Raw genomic sequence first — 23,251 nt, forward strand, 5'->3', positions numbered from 1 at the left:
AGTGGATATTTGGAACTATCTCTCTCATGCCCTTGGCAGGACATGACTTCAATTCCGCATTTCGTTTCAGAGCCTGCTCCGCTACACAGCAAGGCGAGGATTGTTTTCAAAGGGGACGAGCAGATGCAGGACTGGAGCAATTTCTTACTTGGTATTCTCTTTTTCTTCCTCAGCCACTCGATCCCCACCCGGCCGAAGGTCAAACACCGCCTTGTAAGTATCCTCGGCAAACGGGACTTCACGCTGGCCTATAGCATCCTATCCATTGCAGCACTGACCATATTGATCCTGGTTGCCCGAACCGCCCCCCATATTCCAATCTGGCATTGGGAAAGCTGGCAGAACCATCTGGCCCTGACCTTAATGTTTTTCGCAATTATCCTTGTCGCGCTATCGGTCGGGCGCCCCAATCCCCTATCTTTCGGGGGCAGTGACAACGCACTTTTTGATCCGAATAATCCGGGCATTGTCGGTTGGTTCCATCATCCGCTACTTGTCGCACTTCTGCTTTGGTCAAGTGCACATCTGGTGGCAAATGGCGATCTTGCACATGTGATCATGTTCGGACTGTTTGGATTGTTTTCCCTGCTTGGCCGGACAATCATCAACAAGCGAACACGTCGAGAATTGGGAACTGAGACCTGGGAGGCATTGCGCAAAACTCGCCTTGGTTTCAAACCAAGTATAAACGGGAGTATCCGTTTCGCTCTGGGCATTGTGCTTTTTGCCGCAACAGTTTGGGCACATGAGTTCATCATCGGCATTTCTCCCCTACCCTGACAAAACAGCGGGGTGCCCCAATCATTGTTCCTAATGGCCGGCAACGGCACCGTCTCGGTTAAGGCTCGCCAATCCGCTTTTCCCAATTGTCTTTTCCCAATTGTAATGAGAACACGTGCTGCGCCCTGACACTAGGAAACCACCCAAATTGGGCAGCCTAGTAGCACTTACCTGCCGTTTCCCGCCAAGGCACATCTCTGTAATTTCTTTTCCCCCATGTCGACCTTCTGCCTAAATTGCAGAGCAGAGTATCCCCCCAAAAGGGGGGCACTAAATTGCGATCTTGAATAAGTTCTACCTAAACACACAGAAACTGGCCTTAATGCCGCATTACACGCAATATCATTACAAAGCGCCCTGTTACGTATTTCGAACTCGTCTCGGACTTCATACACTGAAAGCACCAGTTCTCCCATTGTTCAGACCGGGCTTTCTCCATCCCCAACCCACATAAGGCACATATCCAGCAAAGCAGATTTATTTATTGGTTTGGTCAAAAAATCATCCATACCCGCGGACAAGCATTTTGTTCGATCATCCTTTCTTGCATTGGCCGTCAAAGCAACAATGGGACACCGCGTTTGTTCGGTTTCTTGCTCCCAAAGACGTATTTCTTTGGTTGCCTCAATCCCGCTCAAGACTGGCATGGACATATCCATCAAAATTACGTCCGGGGGACACGCTTTGTAACTGTCAACTGCCTGCCTTCCATTTTCCACAAACTCAGTAGAAATCGGCGTCCCCTTCAACATACTCCGGACCACCAAGCGGTTTGTTTTATTGTCGTCCGCCACGAGAACACGGAAGGCCGGTATGCTTTCATCAAAGCCGCCCCCGGCCTGTTGATCCGGATCTTCAGCAGTCGCAGGATGTATCGCTGACCAAATTGTCTGATTCAATGCTGCCATACGCAGGGGTTTCTGAACCACCGCAGCAATACCCAGAGCATTTCGAACATCAGCCGAAATGCTTTGATCGGCCGAAGATAGAACAATCACGGGTGTGTCTTCATGCAAGCCACTCGTTCGCAACCGTTGAACCATTTCTATGCCTGTCATTTCTGGCATCTGATAATCTAGGACAATGACATCAAACCCCGCCCCTTGTTCGGCAGATTGTTGAAGTATTTCCAAGGCCTCTTGTCCCGATTGCGCCAAAGTCACATCAGCATGCCAGTTACCCAGTTGCTCCCGAAGAATGTGCAAATTGAGGGGAAGATCGTCGACGACCAGCAGCTTGTAATTTTTTAGATCTCGGCTCTCGACTTTCATATATTCAGTGGGACGCTGCACGGGCTGAAGCGGTAAGGTTACTGTAAAAGTAGTGCCTTTTCCGAATGTTGACCGCACTTCAATCTCTCCCCCCATCAGCTCGACGAGGTGGCTGGAAATTGCAAGTCCGAGACCGGTTCCTTCGTATTTTCGGGTATTAGAACCATCGACCTGCTCAAACGCGCGGAAGATTTTTTGGATCTGATCCTCTGGGATACCTATGCCAGTATCGGTGATGGCAAAAACCAGCTTCAAATCACCATTGTGGTCGGCCGTTGAAACATCCACGCAAACATGTCCCTCAGACGTGAACTTAACCGCGTTACCCGCAATGTTTGTTAAGATCTGTCGCAAGCGTACGCTGTCGGCAAAAATTCCGTCTGGGACATCTGTATGATATCTCAACACGACTTCGACACCTTTCATACCCGCGCTGACAGACAGCATGCTCATCACTTCTTCGCAGGTGCGCCGCAAGTTGAACGGGGTCGGATCAAGAGAAAACTTCCCGGCCTCCGCTTTTGAGAAGTCCAGGATGTCGTTGATAATGGACAGAAGCGACGCAGCGGAGCTGAGGATCGTGTCAGAGTAGAGCTTCTGATCCGTATCTAACTCGGTGTTTTGCAGCAAATCCGCCATTCCAATAATCCCGTTCATGGGAGTTCGGATTTCGTGGCTCATATTGGCGAGGAACTCTGATTTGCTTCTGTTGGCATCGTCAGCTGCATTCCGTGCCTTCTCCAGCTCTTTTTCACGTGCATCACGGCTTCGCAAGTTGGCCTGCAGAACTTCAACAGAGGCGTCCAGCGCTTTTAACTCCCTCCCCACAAACCATGGCATGGACTGTTTCTGGACGAACCGCCCGGACAGAACGCTGGACATCCTCGCATGGGTTTTGCGCAATGGGCGCAATGCAAACAAATGGGCCAGAAGCAGGAACAGGGCTGAAAGGGAGGACACGGTCAACAGCGTGTTCAAACGGGTGTGGCGCACTTGCTGTTCAATCAGCTGCGCCCCTTCGCGGGTGGACCACGCCACCTGCATCTGCCCAAAGCTCTCTCCTTCAAAGACAATATCACTATTGAAATCAACAAGTTCATGTTCAGCTCGTTCCTCGGTGGAACTCGCTGACGCAATCGGTCGTCCTTGGTCATTGATCAAGCGGATCGAAACCATCTGCGGGTAGCGATTGATGGCCTGTCGCATCGCCGTTTCCAGAACCGGAACATCTTCGACGATGATATCCTCGATCATGGCCCCGCTCAGCAGTGAGACCGCCAGTTCCGCCTGCTCACTCAACCGTTTGTTCAGCTCTACCACACGCGTGCTCCGCTCAAGCTCCCCCAGCAAAAGAGCAACCCCACCTGCAGCAAGCAGCATGGACAGAACAATCTGCGTATAGACACCGTTGAGCTTCATCTTCACACCAAACCCATCAATTAAAATGACGCGCTGTGTTGCATGGCATCGCGAACGAGTTGGTAATCCTCGTCAGTGCCCGCCAGGAAACCGTTTTTCGAGATTTCCCGAACCCGCTCATCGTTCTTTTCTGCCAGCATCACATCTTGCATTGCCTGCCTAACCCGATCTGGCACTTTCGGGTGGGCCAGCCAAGGCTTGGTAACATTGTCAAAGTCAAACAAGACACGCAAAGGCACCCCTTTTTGAACCAGCTTCTTATACGTGCTTTCCTTGAGCGCACCGGCATCGAATTTACCTGCGCCCACGGCCTCTCCAACCAGATCATGACGGCCAAGGAAGCTGAAACCAGACAGGTTCGCAGCTGAAACGCCCGCATTCAGCAGGTGGGACTGCGCCAAGTACCGACCAATAGTTGACAGCTCATCACCGAAGGCAAAGGAATGCCCTTTGAGATCTGCAAGGCTGTTGAATTCACTGTTTTCATGAACGGCGATCACCCCCTTGAAACGCTTTTTACCCTTCTTGGATTCCATCGCGACAATCTTGACCTCGGGGTTCATCTCGGTCACCGCGACGTAAGAGGCGGGACCGAAACGTGCAAAATCCACGTCGCCATTGGCAAGCTGTGCAATGCCGTCTTCATAGGTTTTGGAGATTTTCATCCTGATATCGACGGGCTCCCCCAGACGTTCCGACATCCGGGACGCGAGGAACGTCAAGAAAGGTTTGTATTTCTTAACCGTTGCCGTGGGTTTGTCCGCGGCATAGGTGCCAAAAACAAGTGTGATATCAGCCCGTGACTGACCGGGAACAAGGCTGAAAAGGAGCACAAGAGCAACGGCAGCAAGACCGTCAGCAGAGCGTTGAGCCCAGGTATTTAACAGGGTTCGAACCCGACCGGTGAGGTGGTTACAGTTGTCTTCTTGCATCACGCGACCCTCCAATAAGCCCCGGTGCCACGTGACCAAACAGGTCCTGCGGCAGGGCGATCAGGGTCAACCTTAAGGACAAAAGGAAAACAACTTCTTAAGCATAACCGGGAAGATTTCCTCACCCCACCCAGTCATAGATCTCCAGACTGTCGGTAACGTCACAACCGCCACAATCACGCGAGCTCGCGCAACTGCCGCAAGTGGCCCTCAAGTTCTGCCGGCGGATCACACCCTTCGCGACCCAATGTGCCAGCATTCCCCTGACCGCATCGGGCGGGCGCCTGAAATGGTTTGAAATCTCAATCAGGCTGACGGATTGTCGCGATTTCACATAAGATCTGAGATCTAAGAGCAAGGCACCTCTCCTTCATCAAACGGATCCGGGCGTTGGACCTCGGCCCGGCATCTCAAGCGCCCCAATGCGGCGCCCGGCCCGTTTCAAAAGCAAAAACAGGACCAGCAGTGCCCCCAAAATCCCGGCCATCCACATTCCTGTCGCCAGCGGATGGCGGGCAAAGGTCGCAATCTGGTAATACAGAACGGCCGATCCATAGGCCATCGCCATGGTCCACCCCCCGGCAAACATTGCCCATCCCGGGCTGGTCTCACGCCAGATTGCCCCAAGCGCCGCCACGCAAGGCATGTAGAGCAGGATCAGGAGAAGATAGGCAAATGCGCCGGCCTGACCATCAAACAGCGTGGCCATTGTGCCGAAAACAGTCCCGGACACCTCTTGTTCCGCCGCAGCAATTTCAGGAGAGCTGACATCGCCGATCTTCAAACCCAGCGGATCACTTGCCATGCCCAGCCCCGCTTTCAGGTTCGGCACGATGGTGGACACAGCGTCCCCCACCCCTTGCACAAGCGAGAAGGAAGCGGGCTCCCCTGCCCCATCCTCGGCCAGATCGGTATATAAGGTATTGAGCGTGCCAACCACGGCCTCCTTGGCCAGTATCCCGGTAAAGATCCCGACGGTGGCGGGCCAGTTCTCTTCGCTGATACCGATAGGGGCAAAAATCGGGGTCAGGTTGCGCCCCATAGCCGAGAGGACAGAGGCCTCGCTGTCTTCATTCCCAAAGGAACCGTCGGTGCCCCAGGAGTTCAGAAAGGCCAGCACGGTCACCATGACCACAATCACCTGTCCCGCTTCGGTCAGAAAATCACGCAAACGATGCCAGCTGCGTTGGAAAATGCCGCGCGCAGAGGGCCAGTGATAGGCGGGAAGCTCCATGATAAACGGGGTGGGTTTCCCCGGCAAAAGGGTGGCCTTTAGCATCAATCCGGTGCCAACAGCAGCCAGAAGCCCCAGAAAATACAACAAAAATACCAAGTTCTGTCCGCCGGTCGGAAAGAAGGCAGCCGCAAATAATGCATAAACCGGCAGGCGTGCCCCACAGGACATGAACGGTGCCATCATCACGGTCAGTGTCCGGTCGCGCTGGCTGTCCAGCGTACGGGTTGCCATGATTGCCGGCACGTTGCAGCCGAACCCGACGATCAACGGGACAAAGCTTTTGCCCGGCAGGCCGATCATCCGCATGAAACGATCCATCACGAAGGCGGCGCGCGCCATATATCCGCTGTCTTCCAGCACCGAGAGGAACAGAAACAGGCAGGCCACGATGGGAATGAAGGTTGCAACCGTCTGGATGCCGCCGCCCACCCCGGTGGCCAGCAAGGTTTCCAACCAGCCCGGCGCACCAAGCTGGTCCAGAAGCGCAGCCAGCCCATCAACAAAAAGGGTGCCTGCCAAAATGTCGAAGAAATCAATGAACGCACCACCGATATTGATGGTGAACATAAACATCAGATACATGATCAGCAGGAAAATCGGAATGCCCAGCACCCGGTTCAACACCAGCCCATCCAGTTTTTCAGACAGCGAACGGCCGAGTTCCGAACTGCGCTGCACCGTGGCGCTGGTGATCTCCGCGACAAAGTCATATCGCCCGCAGGCAATCAACGTATCCGCGTCAATCCCGCTTTCCGCCTCGATTTCTGCCCGCAAGGTTTTTGCGGCCTCCGCGGTGCCCGGATCAACCAAGGTGGGGCAAAGCTCATCCCCTTCCAGATGTTTGATCGCAAGCCACCGGCGGCTGCCCGCACCGACATGGAACCCGGTTTCCGCATCCAGCCTGTCGATCGCCTGTTCAATCTGGTCGGAAAACCGTGTGGTGGCACGAGGGGGCTCTGGATTGCGCGCGGCCGCCACCATCTGCTCCACCAGCCCCTCCAGCCCGGTCTTGCTGGCAGCACAGGTCGACACCACCGGACAGCCCAGCTTTCGCGACAACGCATCGAGATCAATATGGATGCGCCGTGTTCTGGCGATATCCATCATGTTCAGCGCCACCAGAAGCGGCGTGCCCATTTCCAGAAGTTGTACGGTCAGATAGAGATTGCGTTCAAGGTTCGATGCATCCACCACATTGACCACAAGATCGGGCTGTTCCGTCAGGATAAACTCACGGGCAATCCGCTCATCCAGCGACGCTTCCCCGCCGACGATGCTCAGTGAATAGACCCCTGGCAGGTCGACCAGATCTATCCGAGTGTCCTGATGGGAAAAGGTCCCGACCTTTTTCTCAACCGTCACGCCCGGCCAGTTGCCCACATGTTGATGGGTACCGGTCAATGCGTTGAAAAGTGTGGTTTTTCCGCAATTCGGGTTGCCGGCAATGGCAATGGTCAAACCGCTCATGACAAGACCTTTTTCACGATCAGCACCTCGGCTTCATCCTTGCGCAGGCTGAGTGCATATCCCCGGATCCTGATTTCCACCGGGTCCCCCAGCGGGGCAACGCGGGTTACGCTGAACTGGGTGCCAAGGGTCAGTCCCATTGACAGAAGCTTGCGGCGATACGGCAATCCGCCAGGGCAGAACCCCACCACGCTGGCACTGTCTCCGACCGCAAGATCTTTTAGTTTGATGTCCATTCCGGGCCTCGCCGCGCGCGATTAATCAGACAATTTTTGTAAGCTATTAGATAAACCACCCGTCAAGTCCTTGATTTAGGTCAATTTGGCCTCCTTCCCCTTGGTCAGCCCCCACAAAAAAGCGGCAGGGTTTGATCCCCAAGACAGGCACCGCTCCGCACGCGGGCAATCATGGCCTGTAGAACGCTCGCATTTGACGGCCAATGGAGATCCCTCCCCCCCTGCAAGATCCCTCGCAAATACGTGGCAAATAAGGGAGTTTTGTTGCCTGATCCGCTGTATTCCGCTACGCTTCTTACAGGGGAAAGGAATTGAATATGAAGGATTTTCAAACCAACACCGCGCCGAAAGAAATTTCCGAAACCGGCCTTGATACACATTTTCTGATTGGACTGATTGCCAAGATCATGAACGAAGGCGGCACAATGGTGGCCGCGCAGATTGCCGGCATTGTAAAGCTCTCGCCCATACTCGTGCGACAGATCCTGAACAAGATGCAGGAGCTGCACCTGATTGAAGCCCGCGGATTGGAAAGTCAGGATATCAAATCAGACATCCGCTACGCGCTCACCGATCGGGGCAAGAAAGAGGCCTATGAGGCGCTTCTCATGTCGAAATATGTCGGCCCTGCCCCCGTCACGCTTGAGGCGTTCTGGGCGCAAATCAAGGATCAGACCATCAAGCATGAGGTCATTCACCGGGAAGAGCTGGAACGCGGCCTTTCCCATCTTGTGTTGCCCGACGGGATGATCAACCAATTGGGCCCGGCGGTGAATTCAGGACGATCAGTTCTGCTTTATGGCGAAGCGGGGAACGGGAAAACCTCGATCGCGGAAGCATTGGGAAAGGTGTTTTCCCAACAGATCTTTGTTCCCCACGCCTTTATCGTCGGCAGTCAGGTTATCCGCTTCTTTGACGAAACACTGCACGACGAGGTAGACGAGGACGAGGCGGAAAAACGGGCCCGCGACCAGCGGTGGGTCAAGATCGAACGCCCGGTTGTCGTCACCGGGGGCGAGTTGACACTCGATATGCTGGATCTGCAATTTGACGAACATTCCCGCCTTTATGAAGCACCGATGCATCTCAAGGCATTGGGGGGCGTGTTTGTGATCGACGATTTCGGGCGACAGAGATCCTCGCCCACCGAGATCCTGAACCGCTGGATTGTCCCTTTGGAAAGTCATTTCGACATCATGTCCCTGCATACCGGGCAGAAATTCCGGGTGCCGTTTGACCAATTGGTGATGTTCTCGACCAACACCCTGCCCGAAGACCTCGCTGATGATGCTTCGCTGCGGCGGATCCATTTCAAGATCTTCGTGCCCAGCCCAACCCGCGAGGATTACCTGCATATTTTCAGCAATCTTGCCAAAGTGCGCGGACTGGATTTCGACGGGGCGGTTCTGGGGCGGTTCTTCGACAGCCACTATAAAAAGCGCAATGTGGTGCCTTCCGGGGCGCATCCGGGGTTCCTGATTGATCACGTCAAGGCGCTTGCAGCCTTCCTTGGGCAACCCGCAGAGCTTAGCGAGGATTTCCTCGACGTGGCCTGGAAAAACGTGGCCGTGGCGCGGCGCAAACGCAAGATTACGGATCTGTCCCTGTAAAGGCACTTACCGCTCCTAAAGTGTTTCGACGTTCACCTGAGACAGGGAAAAGTCGACACACTGTCAAAGATAACAATGTTGTGGGCGTTTCGGAATAAACTGTCCGTCGTCAGATAATTTGGGACAGCTGAGCGCGTTTCGTTTTGGAGGCTCTGGCTCATCCTTGATTGAGTTTATGCGTTTTCAGTTTGGTGGCGCAAGCGCCGGGTGAGCATGGTTTTTCGTTTGATCTCCTCTCGCTGTTTCAGGATCTGCTTATCGCGCCCGAAGTAGACATCGGCGGGGGTCAGGTTGCCCAGGCTCTCGTGATAGCGCTGGTTGTTGTAGAACTCGACGAATGCGTCGATCTGCCGTTCGAGGTCACCGGGCAAGAAGTAATGCTCCAGCAGAACGCGGTTCTTCATGGTCTGATGCCATCGCTCGATTTTGCCCTGAGTCTGGGGGTGGTAAGGTGCGCCGCGGACATGCGTCATGCCCTTGTGTTCGATATAGTCCGCCAGATCTCCTGCAATGTAAGATGAGCCGTTATCACTGAGCAGCCTGGGCTTGGCGACCACGGTTGCACTGTCACAGCCGGAGGCTGCAAGTGCCAGGTCGAGTGTGGCGGTCACGTCCTCAGCTTTCATCGTCGCACAAAGCTTCCAGGCGATGATGTAACGGCTGTAGTCGTCCAGGATCGTGCTGAGATAGAACCAGCCCCACCCCAGAACCTTGAGGTAGGTGAAGTCGGTCTGCCAGAGTTCGTTGGGACGCGTCGTCTTATCCTTGAACTCATTGGCGGCCTTCATCACGATGTGCGCCGGTGCCGTGATCAGATCCTCCGCCTTCAGGATACGGTAAACCGATGATTCAGAGACAAAATACTGCTTCTCATCGGTATATTTCACCGCCAGCTCCCGGGGCGTCAGATCCTCATGCTCGAGCGCGAACTCGATAATGTCCGCCCGGGTCTCATCCGGAAGGCGGTTCCACACAGACCCAGGATGGGGTGCCGTATCGTCAAGCGCGTCAAGCCCACCTTCGGTCCAGCGGTCATACCAACGATAATAGGTTGTGGTGGGTATGCCGAGCATCGCCAGCGTCTGACGGGCAGGCAGATGCGAAGCTTCGACAGTGCGGATGATCTCCAGCTTTTCCGTTGCGGGATACCTCATACCTCGTACTCCCCATCCCCGATCATGCTTTTTTTGAGCAGACGGTTTTCCAGGGTCAGTTCAGCAACGACCTCCTTGAGCGCCGCTGATTCTGAGCGCAGTTCATTGACCTCAGGCGAGGTCGCCTGGCGCGCGGTATCACCGGCCAGACGCTGCTTGCCCGCTTCTAGGAATTCCTTCGACCATGTGTAATACAGGCTCTCGCTGATGCCTTCCCGGCGACACAGCGCGGCAATGCTTTCCTCGCCGCGCAGACCCGCCAACACAATCCTGATCTTCTCTTCGGCTGAATACTGTTTGCGCGTCTTGCGGCGGATGCCTTTGACCAGCTTGTCAGCCGCGTCCTTCGATGTTCCGGATTTCTTGTTCATCTTCGCTCCATAATGGCTGCGATGAACCAGAAATCCTCCGTTACGAAAACCTCAAATCTGTCCCACAAGCGCTGACGTCAGACATGGATGGGTGGCAACATACCACTCGGGTATGATGTGCGCGACCGTAAGCTGGTAGTGAATGCCGAGGAAGCCGACACCGTCGTGGACATCTTTACCCGCTTTGTAGAGGTCGGATCTGCTACCGTTCTGGCGAGAGAACTACGCTCCGAAAGGTTGCGCAGCAAAAAGGGCACCTTGATTGACAAAGGTTACCTCTACCGCCTGCTCAACAACCGCGTGTACCGCGGCGAGGCCGTGCACAAAGGCACAGCATATCCAGGCGAGCATGATGCCATCATCGACGCGCGGCTTTGGGATCAGGTGCATGACATCTTGGGGGAAAGCCCCCGAAAGCGCGCCAATAACAGCCGCACGCAGACGCCGGCGCTGCTGAAGGGACTGCTGTTCACCGCCACCGGCGCGGCCATGACGCCCTCCAGCACGAAGAAAGGCACGCGCCGGTATAGGTACTACGTGTCGATGGACCTTCTGAAGAACCGTGAGACGCCCGACAACGGCATACCGCGGCGCTTGCCAGCCGACACGGCCGAGGGAGCAGTCATTTCCGAAATCCGCCGCGTTCTGCGCACCCCTGAAACCACAGCACAGGTTATCGCCAAATTGGACAGAGATGACATTCCAGATGCTGACGCCATTGCAGCCCTGCAGAAGTTTCCAGAACTCTGGGCGCAGCTGTTTCCTGGCGAACAGGCGCGCATTATCCAGCTGCTGGTGCGCCGCGTCACGGTGACCGCTGAGGGCCTGGTCATTGACCTGCGCACCGATGGCATCGCCGGTGTTATGCGAGATCTGATGACGCCGCGCCAACTCGAGGCTGCAGAGTGATGGGCGAACCCGACACCATCCAGGTCTTCGTGCCCCTCAAGGTGCGCAAGAAAAACGGGCGGCCGAAGATCCTGCCGCCCGCAGATTACCTGCCCAGTGAGGACCAGACCCAAGACCCGCATATCCTGCGCGCCATTGGCCGCGCTTGGGCCTGGCGGCGGCGGATGGAGACAGGTGAGTTCGGCACGATCCAGGAATTGGCCGAGGCTGTGGGTTTGGCTGAGCGCCATGTCAGCCGCCAGTTGCGACTGGCATATCTCGCGCCGGAGGTGTTGAAGCGGCTGGTGTTTGGTCGCGAGGTTTCGGCCGTGACTGTGATGCAGTTGTCGGAGTGCGCGGGATTGCCGTGGGCGGATCAGGCCGGCGTGGTGTTTGGGGCACCGAATTAACGCAAACGGCCCAAAGACGCCAGCCAAGCAGGCCCGGCACTCACCTGCGACGTCCACCAGAGCGGCCATTCGCCCAAAGTGTGGAAATTTTGAGTGTTGGGGCTCCATAAGATCTTGTTGTTGCTTTCTTTTTCGGAAGAATACCAATGGGATCAGTGCTTTTCCGGGTCACTCGTGTTGGCCTGCTTCCTAGGCCTTATGTCCTCGAGCGCTGCGTAGAATGCAGGCAAAACCAGAAGGATCAGAACCGTCGAGGCCAAAAGTCCGAAAACGACCGAGATGACCAGCGGTTTAAGCGTCTGGGCCTGGGTCGAGGTTTCCAGCAGCAAGGGCGCCATTCCCATGATCGTGGTTGAAACCGACACGAAGATCGGTCGGAAGCGGGCGCGTACGGCCTCGCCGGCGGCCTTAGCGGCAGAAAGCCCGCCGGCGCGGCGATCATTTATCACACCGACCAGAAGGATCGCGTTGTTCACCACGATCCCCGCCAGTGACGCCGCCCCCACGAGTGATGGCATGGAAATGTTGTAACCCATCAGGACATGACCCCAGATCACGCCCAGAAACGCCAGTGGTATGGTGATCATCACAATCAGCGGTTCCACATAGCTGCGGAACTGAAAGCTGAGCACAAGGAAGATGCCCACCAGCCCGATAAGAAAACCGCGTAGGATCGAGGCGACGGTTTCCGCAGAATTCGCGGCCTGACCACCGATGTCAAAGCCAAGACCGTGGGTGGTGGCCGCCAGACCGGGCAAGAAGCCCTCCGCCAACCGGGCGGTGATCGCGTCTGCATTGCCGATACGGCCGTCCACATCGGCAGCGATGGTCAGCGTGCGCAATCCGTTGCGGCGGGTGATGGAGCCCCAGCCGCGTGCCTCTTCGATGGTGGCGATGCTGGACAGCGGCACGGTGCCGCCACCGAGTAGGGCGATTTCGAAAAGGCTCAGGTCAGCGCGAGTGGTGCGGTCCTCATCGGCCAGCCGCACCTCAAGATCCCAAGCCAGATCGCCGCGCCGGATTTCCGAAAGCTGGGTGCCAAGAAAGGCCGCCCGCAGTTGGCTTGCCACGTCCGTCGCGGTCAGCCCTAGGGCCTCGGCGCCCTGCGACAGGCTTAGCCGCAATTCAGGCGCACCGGGGTGCAGGTCAACAATCGCGTTGCGAACCCCGGCGTAGGTTTCAAGTTCCGCCAAAGTCGCGCGACCTGCGGCCTCTAGTGTCGCAAGGTCTGGGTTGGTCAGACGCAGTTCCACCGCAATCCCCTGCGGGCCGATCCCCGGCTCGGTCAGGATCAGCGAGTTGACACCGGGCAGCGGTCCGATTTCTGCGCGCCACAGCGACACGATTTCGTCCAGCGTGCTGTTGCGGGTCTCGGCGCTCAGCAGGTCTACCGCGACGGTGGCGACATGGGCGCCCGTCTCGCCCGCCGAAAGGTTGCGGCCCAGGCGGGTGATGCGGCGGATCACAAGGGGCCGTGCCTCGGTCTGTTCAGGGGTCAGGCGGGCGTTCACACGGTCAAGCGCGGCCTCGACCTGTGCGACGGCCTCGGTCGTGCGAACCAGCGAAGTGCCTGCAGGCAGCATCAGCCGCGCCTCGAGCACATCGCCGTCGATCTCGGGCATGGCTTCGCGCTTGACCATGCCGCCACCGAGCGCACCTATGGTCAGGATCAAGGCACCGATGGCCAGCCCTGCGACCAGCCAGCGCGCCTTGATCGCGGTATCGGCCAGACCGCCGACCACTTCGCGAAAAGCGTCAAAGCCCGCGTCGAAGCCTTTGCGGAAGCGGGAGGGGGCAGTGTCCTTCATCCCACCCTTCAGGTGATGGGGCAGGATGAAAAAAGCCTCGATCAGCGACGCGGCGAGCGCCGCCAGCAACACGACCGGCAGAACCTCGAGCACGGCACCCAACTCGCCCGCGAGGAAGGCCAGAGGCAGGAACACGGCAAGCGTCGTCAGGAAGGACGAGATCACGCCGGGTGCCACGGCGGCTACGCCTGCCGCCACGGTCTCGACCGTCGCGCCCTTGGCGGCCTGCACGGCGATGGAATCCGCAATCACGATAGTATCGTCCATAACGATCCCGATCGCCATCAAAAGTGCGACCAGTGTCATCATGTTAAGGCTAAGCCCGGTCAGCGCCATCCAGACAAAGGCCCCAGCAAAGGCTACGGGCAGGCCCATCGCGGCCCAGATCGCGAAACCGGGGCGGAAGAACAGGCTCATCACGACGACCACCAGAATAAGACCGACGACCCCATTCTGCACCAGCATCACAAGACGGTCGCGGATGATGGAGGTCACGTCCTGCACGACCTTGACCGTGATCGTATCGGGCAGGCGGGCGGTTTCGGCGTCCACCAGTTCTGTTACGCCATCCAGCACGCGCAGCGCGTCTGCATCCAGTGCCTTGGCCACGTCTAGGACGATGGCGGGAGTGCCATCGACAAAGGCGCGGTCCTGTGTTGGCTCAAAGCGTTCTTCGATCACCGCCGCGTCGCCCAACGTCAGGGTCGCGCCGTTCGGCAACACCATCACGGGAATCCTGGCAAGCGCCGCAGCCGTGTCGCGCTCGGCTGTAAAGCGCAAGGTGAGGTCCGCGCCCGGCCCCTCCAGCGTGCCTGCGGGCAGGTCGATGTTCTGCGCGGCGATGGCGGCGGCCAAGACGGCGGGTGTCAGCCCGTGGCTTTCCAACACGGCACGATTGGCGGTGATCAAAAGCGTCCGGGTGCCAAGGCCCCCGCGTGTCACGCGGGCGACACCCGGCAGGGCAGTCAATTGGTCCGACAGGCCGTCGGCATAGAGGTCCAACTCGCCCAGTGGCAGATCGCCCGAGATGGCAACCGACGTGACCGGATCATAACGGTGCAATTCGCGCACCACGGCAGGATCGGCGCGGTCCGGAAAGCTTTCGATGGCCGAAACCTCGGTCCGTAGCGAATTGACAAAACGCAGCGCGTCATTGCCGGGCGCCATGGTTGCCACGGCGCGCGCGCGGCCGGTCTGCGCGGTACAGTTGAATGTCTCCAGCCCCTCGACACCCTGCACCCCGTCCCAAAGCGGTGCGCAGATTGCGGTCTCTACATCCTCGGCTGCGGCCCCCCGGTAGGGAACGGTGATCTCGGCTTCGACAGCGCGGAAATCGGGGAAAGTCTCGCGCAACAGGCCGGGTGCCGCAAAGGCGCCGGCGGCGAGGAACAGCAAAAGCAGCAGATTGCCCGCCGTGGGGTGACCGGTGAACCAGCGGATCATTGTGAGGCCTCGACAGGCGTCAGCGCCATGCCCGGGATGGCCGGGGCGATGTCGTCGATCACCACTCGGTCGCCGGGGGCGAGGCCATCAGTGATGGCCACAAGGCCATCTTGTGCGAAAGAGGCAGTGACGGGACGCAGTTCCAGCAGATCGCCCTGACCTGCGATGCGCACCCTTCCGCCATGCAGCGCGCCCTCGGGGATCAAGACGGCACCCGTCATGCCAGCACCCAAGAAGGACATCTGCACTTGCATGTTCGGCACCAGCGGCAGCCGTCGAGGCGGGTCGGCGCCTTCATAGGGGGCATCAACCGTGACCACGACTGGCACGGTGCGGGCGCGGGCATCCAAGGCCCCCTCGATCCGGCTGATGCGGGCGGTCCAGACCTGCGTCGGGTCAGATAGCGGGCTGAGCGTCACGTCAATCAGCGTGGGCGGACCATCGCGCATCATGTTGGCAAGGGTAATGCCCTCGATCGCATTACCGATCAGGCGGCGAAAACTGTCGATCGGTAAATGCGCCACCACCTCGGCCGCCGCGATTCCGTCGCCCCGGATCACCACTTGGCCGGGGGCGACGGTCTGAAAGCGTTCGGCGGCGACTTCGGTCACGCGCAGATCAAAGGGGGCGGTCAGCACGGTGCGGTCAAGAGACCGGCGCGCACGGTCGATGGCGGCTTGCGTTCGCGCGATCTGGGCCACGATCCGCGCCTCGCGGGACGGGATCAGCGCCATCGCGTTTTCCAGTTCCGCGACCGTGCGGCGGGCCAAAAGGGTGGCGCGCTCCGCCTCGTCCGCGCGCGATTGCGGAACTGTGCCCTGCTGGGCAAGCGTCCGAATGCGCGTCAGGTCAGCCCCGGCCAATGTCAATCGTGCGCGTTCCAGATCAAGTATCCGGCCCGTATTGGCGGCCTCGGCGCTCAGCAGCGTGGCTTCGGCGGCAAGCGCGGCGAGGTCGGCCTGCGACTGTGCCAGCGCCAATTCATAGTCGGCAGGGTCAATCCGCAGCACTTCGGTCCCCTCTGGGATCAGGCGGCCGGGTTCAAGATCAGGATGGCGCCAGATCACTTCGCCCTGCACCTCAGCCACGGCGACCCAAGTGTCGGCGGCCCGCAGGTTGCCCCATGCCGTCGCCTTCGGGCGGATATCCTGTGCCACGGCCGTCATCACCCGGACGGGCAAAGCGGGCGCGTGCCCGTCGATCTGCGCCGGGCCCGGCGCGGACGAGATCATCCAGACCGCAGCAGCGATCCCGAGCGCGATGGGTGGCAAGGCAAGGAGGGGTGACAAACGCATCGGATCAGCCCTGCGCCTTGCGCATCCGCGCCAAGGTGCCGTCGTGCAGAACAAACTGGTGGTAAAGCGCGCCAACAACATGCAGCGCGACCAGCGCCAGCAGGATGATTTTCATCACATTATGCCCCTGCGCCGCAGCCTCGACCCCGCCAAACCATGCGACCGATCCGCTGACAGGCATCAGGATCATCAGCGCATAAAGCCCGACGTGGGTCAGTTTGGCGAGAATGCCCTGCACCTTGCTGGCCTCAATCGGCGGGGGCACCCCACGACGAGCGCGCAGGGTCAGCCGCCACAGCGCGAAGATCATCACCAGCGCGCCGCCCGCCACATGGGCCAGCACGAGCGGGTCGAACCCCGCCTCAACCCCATCCGTGACACGGTCCCATGCGGCTGACATGGAGTCCTTGAATAGGTATTGCTGTGCGATCAGCGCGAAGACAAGCCAGTGCAGACCGATCTGCAGACGAGAGTAGCCGGTGGGTGCGTTTGTAGCGGGCATGTGGGGTCCTTTCAGTCTGCACGTGCGACTCGGGATGATAGTTGCGCTTTCCTACACTATATGTTAGTTAGTGATAACTAACAATAGGTGATGTATGTCTGGTCGTCGAAGCGCGGAAGACCGCAAGGTGCAGATCGTGGCCGAAGTGCTTCGAATAGCCGATGAAATTGGGCCAGACCGGCTTAGCACCACCGATGTCGCGCGCGCCATTGGCATCAGCCAGCCTGCGATCTTCCGGCATTTCCCCACCAAAGGCGCGCTCTGGCTGGCCGTGGCCGAGGATATCGGAGCCCGCCTGCAGCGCGACTGGGCCGCAGCCGAAGCTGCCGCCGACGGGCCGCGTGCACGCCTGAAGGCACTGATCACGGCACAGCTGGTAGCTATTGCCGACACCCCCGCCCTGCCTTCGATCCTGTTTTCGCGTGAGTTACAGGTAGAAAACCACGGCCTGCGCGACGTGTTTCGGGGACTTTTGGCTGCGTTTCAGGGCCACCTTGTTGCCGCGATCCGCGACCTGCAGGCGGCCGGCGATTTGTGTCGTGATGTCTGCCCCGAGGACATTGCCATACTGCTGACCTCGCTTGTGCAGGGCGCTGCGATCCGCTGGACGCTTGGCGAGCGGGGCTTTTCGCTGGTTGATGAAGGGTTGCGTCTGTTTGACGTGCAGGTGGCAATGCTGCGCAGAATGGAGCGGGATTCCGATGCCTAAATCACGTCTGATGGCCCACATTGCGGGCGGTGTTGCGATTGCTTTTGGCGCGCTCACCATAGTCTCTGGTGGCAGAACGCTGCTGGGACTAGCCGACATGGGGGCAGTCGTGCCCTTCGTTTTGTGGTTCAACACGTTGGCCGGACCCGCCTATATACTGGCGGGCCTCGGCCTCTGGCAGGCGCGAAGATGGGCGTTCCTCCTGTCGCTTGCAATCTTCGCGGCAACGCTTTTGGCTTTTGCGGGTTTAGGTTTGCATATCATCAACGACGGCGCTTTCGAAATGCGCACCGTCTTCGCCATGGGCTTTCGCAGCGTCGTGTGGGGTGGGACAACGCTGGTGGCACGCCTGAAAGTTTGAAATCATTAGACTGAGGCCGCCTCGTGCATCTTGTAGACAGGCGATGCCAGTGTAGCGAGTGACCGCTTCCACTGAAGCTGCAAGTCCAGCGCCGTGCTGCCGAAAGGCGGCTCTCCGCCCAAAACGACCGCCCTAAGACCCGTCCCGCGGTTTGCATCGTATTTCGATACCACTTGAGACTTCGAAAAGGGCGCTTGCCCGAAAACGCCAAGACTCTGAAAATACTATACTTTTTGAATACGCCCTTCTGAAGGCCAGGGGCGGTCGGTTAGAGACAAAGCGGGTTCAGAGACCGATTTTGGGTATTTAGCCAGTCTCCGAAGGGCGGTCGCAACGGCTAAACCCCTTTGAAACCAAAAGAAAAAAGGGCCCCATAAGGGCCCATCATCGGTTTCGGCAAGTGTAGGTGGCGGAGGGAATGACACATGCAACGAACTCTCTCTCGTGCCAGCGTCGGACCCCGAGGGACCCACGCGAAACCCTGCGCAAATCTGACGCTCATTGGAAAATCAGCCGATCAGCCAAGCCCAAAAACATCCGGGCTGTGGAAGGGTTGCCACAATGGCGCCTCCCGGCAGGCCATCCCAGTAATCGCCCTTTTCTGCTCAAAACTGCACACTCCATGACAACCCCCCGAAATTACGCAAGATTTCGATTGAACACGAAACGACTCCCCGCTAGCGTGTGATCAGCACAAAAAATGGGCGCGCATATTAATCATACGCGCCGAGTCGGGAGTGCGAAGTGGATAACGACAAGTCGGAGCTTCGTTGGGGAGTCGCGCAGCGCCTCGAGTTCATCGAGTTCCGACTATTTTGGGAGGGGCATGTGAACCGCAGCGATTTGATGGAGCAGTTCGGGCTATCGGTAAACCAGGCGTCGGCCGACCTGAACCGCTATATCGGCTTCGTCCCGGACAACATGGTCTACGACAAGAGCGCACGGACCTATGTTCGTGGCCCGGAGTACGCACCGCACTTCCTGAAACCCGACGCGAGCCGCTACCTCGCGCAGCTTCGTTCTTTGGCCGACGGCATTATGGATGATGACGACACTTGGATCGCTGAACTGCCTTCCTATGATGCCGCACCGACACCGGCGCGTGGGGTGAACCCGATCACACTACGATCCGTCGTTGGTGCAATACGGCGCTCTCAGGCCATTGAGGTGAAGTATCAGTCCCTCTCGCGGCCTGAGCCAAGCTGGCGGTGGATCGCGCCTCACGCCATCGGGTTCGATGGCTTTAGATGGCACACACGGGCGTTCTGCAAGACCGACGAGGTCTTCAAGGACTTCCTGCTTTCGCGCATACTCCAAACGCGCGGAGTCGAAGCCAGCGAAGTCACGGATGCTGCCGATGCGGACTGGCAACAGCACGTCACGCTTGAGATTGGGCCCCACCCTGAACTCTCCGAGAACCAGAAAAAGGTGATCGCGCTGGATTATGGGATGCAAGGTGGCAGTGCGAAGATCAAGGTTCGGCGCGCTCTGCTTTATTACGCACTTAAGCGCCTTGGCCTCGATATCGATCCCGGCACCAGGAAGCCACAAGATCAACAGATCATTTTGTTAACACCTCACACGGACTTGAACCGTGCTGAGACCGAAGTTTGAGGGGGCCTCGATGCTAGGGCTTAAATTAAGAGATGAGTTCCTAGGGCGGCGCCTGAAGGGCACGGCAATCGAACTCTCCAACGAGTCGAATACGGGTGCTACTCAGGTACTTGCGGAAAGCTTTTTGGAAATAACGTACCCAACCCTCGATCTTCTCAAGGGCATTGAGGCCGTTGGTCCAAGTCAAGGCCGCCCTGTTGTTGTGATCGGGGAACGTGGGCTCGGTAAATCTCACTTGATGGCGGCTTTATACCACACTGTAAATGACCCTACATCAACCCACGCATGGTTGTCGGATTGGTCCGGCAAACTTGGTGATCCGCAAATAGGTGCCATACCGCTTCGTGAAAAAATGCTGGTGATCGGAGAGAGCCTACATCGCCAGCGTTATAAATTTCTATGGGACATCCTTTTTGATCGCCATCCTCATGGAACGTATATCAAGGGGAAATGGGAAGGAATGGGATCGGCCAAGCCGGACATCCCATCCGATCAACTGATACTTGAGCTCCTCCATCATACCCCGATGATGCTCCTTCTGGATGAATTCCAGACTTGGTTCGACGGGCTCACTAACACCAAGCAATATCCCTGGAAGAACTGGGCGTTCAATTTCATTCAGATCTTGTCCGAAATTGCGAAGGAACATCCCGACCTGCTTGTTCTTGTCGTCTCTGTTCGAAACGGCACCAGTGACGCCTATCAGCAGATACACCGTGTGAACCCCGTTCAGGTAGACTTTCGAGCGGGCGGTAGTCCTGACAAGATACAGAATGATCGCCGTAGAATGCTGCTGCACCGGCTGTTCGAAAACAGACTCCAAATTGGAGACGCGGCGGTTGATGGAATTTTAACAACCCATGTTTCTGAATTCTTCCGGCTGCTCAATATCCCTCCAGCTGAGCAGGACCGAAAGCGGCATGACTTCAAGGAATCTTGGCCTTTCGCCCCCCATCTTTTGCAGCTTCTTGAAGATCAGGTTCTGGTAGCGACTGACGCCCAAGAAACACGGGATTTGATCCGCATTTTGGCAAGTCTTTTCAAAAGCGGCGGAGAGAGCACGCCCATTCTGACATCTGCAGATTTCAAGCTGAACGATGATGCTACCGGGATTGGCGCTTTGCTCGACTCCGTCGCAAATCAGCAGCATCGCGCCCTGCGCGATAAAGCGCGCCGAAACCTGACGTCGGTTGTTGAAGCGGTTCCAGACCATATAGCCAAAGCGCCTCACCTTGAGGATATCGTTGGGGCTTTGTGGCTGCGTTCAATCGCAGTGGGCAACCTGGCGGGAGCGGAACCCGCTGTCCTTCAAGCGGATATCACGAAAGCCAAAAAAATCGATGATAACGCCTTTCAGGTAGAACTGGCGACGATCATCGAGAACAGTTTCAACATCCATCAGGATGGAACGCGTCTTGTCTTCAAGGAAGAGGAGAACCCTCAAGCCAAAGTTATGGCGTCCGCTCGGAACGACAAGCTCTTCACCGGCGGCGCCGACTTGGTACAGCTGGCGAAAGAAATCCGATACGTTATCGGTGGCACGGAGGAGGTTGCAAAGAATTTCCGCGTCATTGCCCTCCCGCGAAATTGGATGACCGATCCATGGACTGGTCTCGAGGAAGGCGAGCATCCTGACAAATGGGACGAAAGACTGCCCATCCTTGTTTTGCCCGAAGAGCCTGATCGTCTGAATGAACGTCTGGGTCAATGGCTGAAGGAACACCTTCAGAAGCGGCGCAACACAGTTCGTTTCTTGCTACCACGCTCAGGGTTCACAAACGCCTTTTATGACAGGGACCTGCTTATTCTCGCTCGCGCAGAAATGAAAGCTCAGGAGTGGGGTTCGCAAAACCCGGAGTATCGAAAGCTGCAGACGAAGTACCAAGGCGAGCTCCGCGACATCCTAAAAAAACGATTCGATCGCTTTGCCGTCCTGCACCGGTGGAACTTTTCCGATACGTCGCAATGTGTTTTCAGCATTGAATCGCTTAAAGAACAAGGCTCAAAGATCCCTGATGCTATTGAAGCTGCAATGACAAGCGATCTGTTCGTGCCCGAAGATTTCCAGGATTTGGTCTTGGAGGCAGCGAACAACAACAGCTCCGTTGGAAAGCTGCTGAAAGAACTACAAGAACCCCGCCCTTCTGGACAAGACTGCATTCCGTGGCTTGGTGAAACCGCTATGAAAGAGAGGATCATTCGGCTTTGCGCACGCGGGAAAGTCGCAATCAATCTTCGGAGCATGGAATATCTGCAAGCTCAAGCAGGAGAAGACGAAGATACCGCTTGGAAAAGACTAAGGTCCAAACTTGGATTAACGGGGCGCCAACTGGACGAAGTCTTCCTTCTGCAGCCATCCGCAGTTCCTTCGACAGGCGGATCCGCACCAGTAGCCCCGCCCGCTGGTGATCCACCGGCCGGGGGACTCTTTGGAGGACCCGGCGCAGGCGGCGAGCCGCCTTCGGATGGCCCTACTGGGACCGAACCAGCCGAACCTGGGGGAGCGCCGGTGCCAAGCCCGGGCGGGATTTTCGGCGGCGGGACCAGCGGTGGGCGCACACCGTTGTTCAGCCCACCCACTTCGCCGCTCAATCTAATCGGAAAAATGGAAGGCTGGGGCATTGGCCCGGCAACACCGGTGAAGGAAGTGACGCTGAAGGTATCCACTGCAACCGGCGCGCAGCTCAAAGAGCTCCTGAAGAAGCTACCTGACGGCATGACGTTCGAGATTTCGTTGGACAAGGAGGATAGCTAATGGCGCTTGACACCCAGCACCTCGGCGATCTGACGATTGCGACGGATGAAGAAGCTTGGCGAGCGGTGATTGATCGCGTGCTGGAGACTTGCTGCGCCCCCTTGAGCGTCAACAGTGCATCGGCCGAGGTCACACGTCGCGACCGCTCGATTGGAGAGCTGGACCATTTCCTGTCATCAGTCGCATGGGATCTTTGGGAAGCGTTCGGAGACGTAGTCCCCCGCAACGCCGATCAGGTCAGCGATTGGTGGGCCAAGCCGTACAGCAAAAAAGCAGTCTTGATCCTAGACGGGCTCAGCTTGCGGGAAATGCCGTGGCTCATTGAGGGAGCGAAGGAACGTGGCTTCACCCTGCACGGCTCTACAGCCTATGGGGCGGAGATCCCGAGTGAGACGAACGCTTTTGCCAAGGCGCTTGGTTTTAACAGTCGCAGCCAGCTACAGAACAACGGTGGCGGCATGCTGCATCGGCTCGCGCCTGCGCAAACCGAATGCATAGACCTTCCCTGGAAGGACTGCGGCGACCTGATCGATGCTTCACCCAACTGGGTTTTCTGGCATCAATGGCCCGATACAAAGCTGCACGCGACCGCCGGGGCTGGACAAGGCCTCAGCGTTCTCACGAACGATATCTCCGCGCAGCTTACCAGCGATGACTTTTGGGCGTTCTTGGAACGTTTGGCGACGGGCCGCCGCCTCCTTATCACGTCTGACCACGGCTACGCCGCAACGGGTGAATTTTTCGATGCCCCAGACGAACAGGCGGCTTTTTTGAAGAGCACCCTGAAAAGCGGTCGGCTTGTGCCTGGCGATCACGACCCGGGGCCTTTTGTTCCCCCGGTCGCGCTTCAGGCCAACAGCCCACATGGCCCGCACCTGCTGGCCCTCGGGCGTTGGAAATGGAAGAGCCAGGGCGGCTACCCGACGCTGGCGCATGGCGGCCTCTCCCTGCTCGAGATGCTCTGCCCATTTATTGAATTGACGAAGTAA

The 23,251-nt window shown here is 57.6% G+C and carries 18 protein-coding genes; 9 read left to right on the top strand and 9 right to left on the bottom strand.

All coding sequences use genetic code 11. The annotated features are described in order from the left end of the window. Positions 1-42: 42 nt before the first annotated feature. Entirely contained in the window at positions 43-780 is a 738-nt protein-coding gene (locus XMD517_RS04460; protein ID WP_254449828.1) for an NnrU family protein, read from the top strand. Positions 781-1,199: 419 nt separating this feature from the next. On the opposite strand, the gene XMD517_RS04465 is transcribed toward XMD517_RS04460, so the two are convergent. From XMD517_RS04465 to XMD517_RS04485, 5 genes are all read right to left on the bottom strand, one after another. Continuing rightward, entirely contained in the window at positions 1,200-3,470 is a 2,271-nt protein-coding gene (locus XMD517_RS04465; protein ID WP_173488328.1) for a response regulator, read from the bottom strand. A gap of 20 nt (positions 3,471-3,490) precedes the next feature. Next, positions 3,491-4,402, bottom strand: coding sequence for a PhnD/SsuA/transferrin family substrate-binding protein (locus XMD517_RS04470; RefSeq protein WP_173486377.1), 912 nt, complete (start codon positions 4,400-4,402; stop codon positions 3,491-3,493). Positions 4,403-4,523: 121 nt separating this feature from the next. Continuing rightward, positions 4,524-4,760, bottom strand: a complete 237-nt coding sequence (locus XMD517_RS04475) for a FeoC-like transcriptional regulator (protein WP_173486378.1) — start codon at positions 4,758-4,760, stop codon at positions 4,524-4,526. 15 nt (positions 4,761-4,775) lie between these two features. Continuing rightward, the gene (feoB, locus tag XMD517_RS04480) at positions 4,776-7,106 is read right to left on the bottom strand and encodes a Fe(2+) transporter permease subunit FeoB (protein WP_173486379.1); all 2,331 of its coding nucleotides are present in this window, start codon (positions 7,104-7,106) and stop codon (positions 4,776-4,778) included. Beyond that, entirely contained in the window at positions 7,103-7,342 is a 240-nt protein-coding gene (locus XMD517_RS04485) for a FeoA family protein (RefSeq protein ID WP_173486380.1), read from the bottom strand. Before XMD517_RS04485 ends, feoB begins: the two co-directional genes overlap by 4 nt. Before the next feature lie 317 nt (positions 7,343-7,659). Here XMD517_RS04485 and XMD517_RS04490 point away from each other — a divergent pair, with 317 nt between their 5' ends. Then, positions 7,660-8,952 (top strand): AAA family ATPase, encoded by a 1,293-nt coding sequence (locus XMD517_RS04490; RefSeq protein WP_173486381.1) that lies wholly within the window; start codon positions 7,660-7,662, stop codon positions 8,950-8,952. 173 nt (positions 8,953-9,125) lie between these two features. On the opposite strand, the gene XMD517_RS04495 is transcribed toward XMD517_RS04490, so the two are convergent. Next, positions 9,126-10,477, bottom strand: a protein-coding gene (locus XMD517_RS04495; protein WP_371734363.1) for an IS3 family transposase whose coding sequence is annotated in 2 segments (ribosomal slippage) — positions 9,126-10,139 and positions 10,142-10,477 — 1,350 coding nt in all. Because the reading frame shifts where the segments join, the coding sequence is not laid out codon by codon here. Between the two features lie 117 nt (positions 10,478-10,594). Here XMD517_RS04495 and XMD517_RS04500 point away from each other — a divergent pair. Continuing rightward, positions 10,595-11,386 (top strand): recombinase family protein, encoded by a 792-nt coding sequence (locus tag XMD517_RS04500; protein WP_371809486.1) that lies wholly within the window; start codon positions 10,595-10,597, stop codon positions 11,384-11,386. Further along, the gene (locus XMD517_RS04505) at positions 11,386-11,775 is read left to right on the top strand and encodes a hypothetical protein (protein WP_173488287.1); all 390 of its coding nucleotides are present in this window, start codon (positions 11,386-11,388) and stop codon (positions 11,773-11,775) included. Before XMD517_RS04500 ends, XMD517_RS04505 begins: the two co-directional genes overlap by 1 nt. Before the next feature lie 152 nt (positions 11,776-11,927). Here XMD517_RS04505 and XMD517_RS04510 read toward each other — a convergent pair whose 3' ends face one another. The 3 genes from XMD517_RS04510 to XMD517_RS04520 are packed head-to-tail and all read right to left on the bottom strand — an operon-like array spanning position 11,928 to position 16,823. Beyond that, positions 11,928-15,026: an efflux RND transporter permease subunit gene (locus XMD517_RS04510; protein WP_173488288.1), complete on the bottom strand. Its 3,099-nt coding sequence runs from the start codon at positions 15,024-15,026 to the stop codon at positions 11,928-11,930. Beyond that, entirely contained in the window at positions 15,023-16,321 is a 1,299-nt protein-coding gene (locus XMD517_RS04515; protein WP_173488289.1) for an efflux RND transporter periplasmic adaptor subunit, read from the bottom strand. The genes XMD517_RS04510 and XMD517_RS04515 overlap by 4 nt, the downstream gene beginning before the upstream one ends. A gap of 4 nt (positions 16,322-16,325) precedes the next feature. Beyond that, positions 16,326-16,823 carry a cytochrome b gene (locus XMD517_RS04520; protein ID WP_173488290.1) on the bottom strand — a complete coding sequence of 166 codons (498 nt, stop codon included), beginning with the start codon at positions 16,821-16,823 and terminating at the stop codon, positions 16,326-16,328. A gap of 94 nt (positions 16,824-16,917) precedes the next feature. On the opposite strand from XMD517_RS04520, the gene XMD517_RS04525 reads away from it, so the two are divergent. The 5 genes from XMD517_RS04525 to XMD517_RS04545 all read left to right on the top strand — a co-directional run bounded on the left by XMD517_RS04525 (position 16,918) and on the right by XMD517_RS04545 (position 23,251). Beyond that, on the top strand, positions 16,918-17,532 hold the full coding sequence (locus XMD517_RS04525; protein ID WP_173488291.1) for a TetR/AcrR family transcriptional regulator: 615 nt from the start codon (positions 16,918-16,920) through the stop codon (positions 17,530-17,532). Beyond that, positions 17,525-17,893 carry a hypothetical protein gene (locus tag XMD517_RS04530; RefSeq protein WP_173488292.1) on the top strand — a complete coding sequence of 123 codons (369 nt, stop codon included), beginning with the start codon at positions 17,525-17,527 and terminating at the stop codon, positions 17,891-17,893. The genes XMD517_RS04525 and XMD517_RS04530 overlap by 8 nt, the downstream gene beginning before the upstream one ends. Before the next feature lie 744 nt (positions 17,894-18,637). After that, positions 18,638-19,507, top strand: coding sequence for a WYL domain-containing protein (locus tag XMD517_RS04535; protein WP_173488293.1), 870 nt, complete (start codon positions 18,638-18,640; stop codon positions 19,505-19,507). Positions 19,508-19,517: 10 nt separating this feature from the next. Continuing rightward, the gene (locus XMD517_RS04540; protein ID WP_173488294.1) at positions 19,518-22,262 is read left to right on the top strand and encodes a DUF499 domain-containing protein; all 2,745 of its coding nucleotides are present in this window, start codon (positions 19,518-19,520) and stop codon (positions 22,260-22,262) included. Then, positions 22,262-23,251 carry a hypothetical protein gene (locus XMD517_RS04545; RefSeq protein WP_173488295.1) on the top strand — a complete coding sequence of 330 codons (990 nt, stop codon included), beginning with the start codon at positions 22,262-22,264 and terminating at the stop codon, positions 23,249-23,251. Before XMD517_RS04540 ends, XMD517_RS04545 begins: the two co-directional genes overlap by 1 nt.

The organism is Aliiroseovarius sp. xm-d-517 (assembly GCF_013283135.1).
Classification (GTDB): Bacteria; Pseudomonadota; Alphaproteobacteria; order Rhodobacterales; family Rhodobacteraceae; genus Aliiroseovarius; species Aliiroseovarius crassostreae.

Bases quoted from the DNA above. Each gene is read 5' to 3' on its own strand.
- XMD517_RS04460 (WP_254449828.1), top strand. From the start codon at position 43: ATGACTTCAATTCCGCATTTCGTTTCAGAGCCTGCTCCGCTACACAGC.
- XMD517_RS04465 (WP_173488328.1), bottom strand. From the start codon at position 3,470: ATGAAGCTCAACGGTGTCTATACGCAGATTGTTCTGTCCATGCTGCTT.
- XMD517_RS04470 (WP_173486377.1), bottom strand. From the start codon at position 4,402: ATGCAAGAAGACAACTGTAACCACCTCACCGGTCGGGTTCGAACCCTG.
- feoB (WP_173486379.1), bottom strand. From the start codon at position 7,106: ATGAGCGGTTTGACCATTGCCATTGCCGGCAACCCGAATTGCGGAAAA.
- XMD517_RS04485 (WP_173486380.1), bottom strand. From the start codon at position 7,342: ATGGACATCAAACTAAAAGATCTTGCGGTCGGAGACAGTGCCAGCGTG.
- XMD517_RS04490 (WP_173486381.1), top strand. From the start codon at position 7,660: ATGAAGGATTTTCAAACCAACACCGCGCCGAAAGAAATTTCCGAAACC.
- XMD517_RS04505 (WP_173488287.1), top strand. From the start codon at position 11,386: ATGGGCGAACCCGACACCATCCAGGTCTTCGTGCCCCTCAAGGTGCGC.
- XMD517_RS04510 (WP_173488288.1), bottom strand. From the start codon at position 15,026: ATGATCCGCTGGTTCACCGGTCACCCCACGGCGGGCAATCTGCTGCTT.
- XMD517_RS04515 (WP_173488289.1), bottom strand. From the start codon at position 16,321: ATGCGTTTGTCACCCCTCCTTGCCTTGCCACCCATCGCGCTCGGGATC.
- XMD517_RS04520 (WP_173488290.1), bottom strand. From the start codon at position 16,823: ATGCCCGCTACAAACGCACCCACCGGCTACTCTCGTCTGCAGATCGGT.
- XMD517_RS04525 (WP_173488291.1), top strand. From the start codon at position 16,918: ATGTCTGGTCGTCGAAGCGCGGAAGACCGCAAGGTGCAGATCGTGGCC.
- XMD517_RS04530 (WP_173488292.1), top strand. From the start codon at position 17,525: ATGCCTAAATCACGTCTGATGGCCCACATTGCGGGCGGTGTTGCGATT.
- XMD517_RS04540 (WP_173488294.1), top strand. From the start codon at position 19,518: ATGCTAGGGCTTAAATTAAGAGATGAGTTCCTAGGGCGGCGCCTGAAG.
- XMD517_RS04545 (WP_173488295.1), top strand. From the start codon at position 22,262: ATGGCGCTTGACACCCAGCACCTCGGCGATCTGACGATTGCGACGGAT.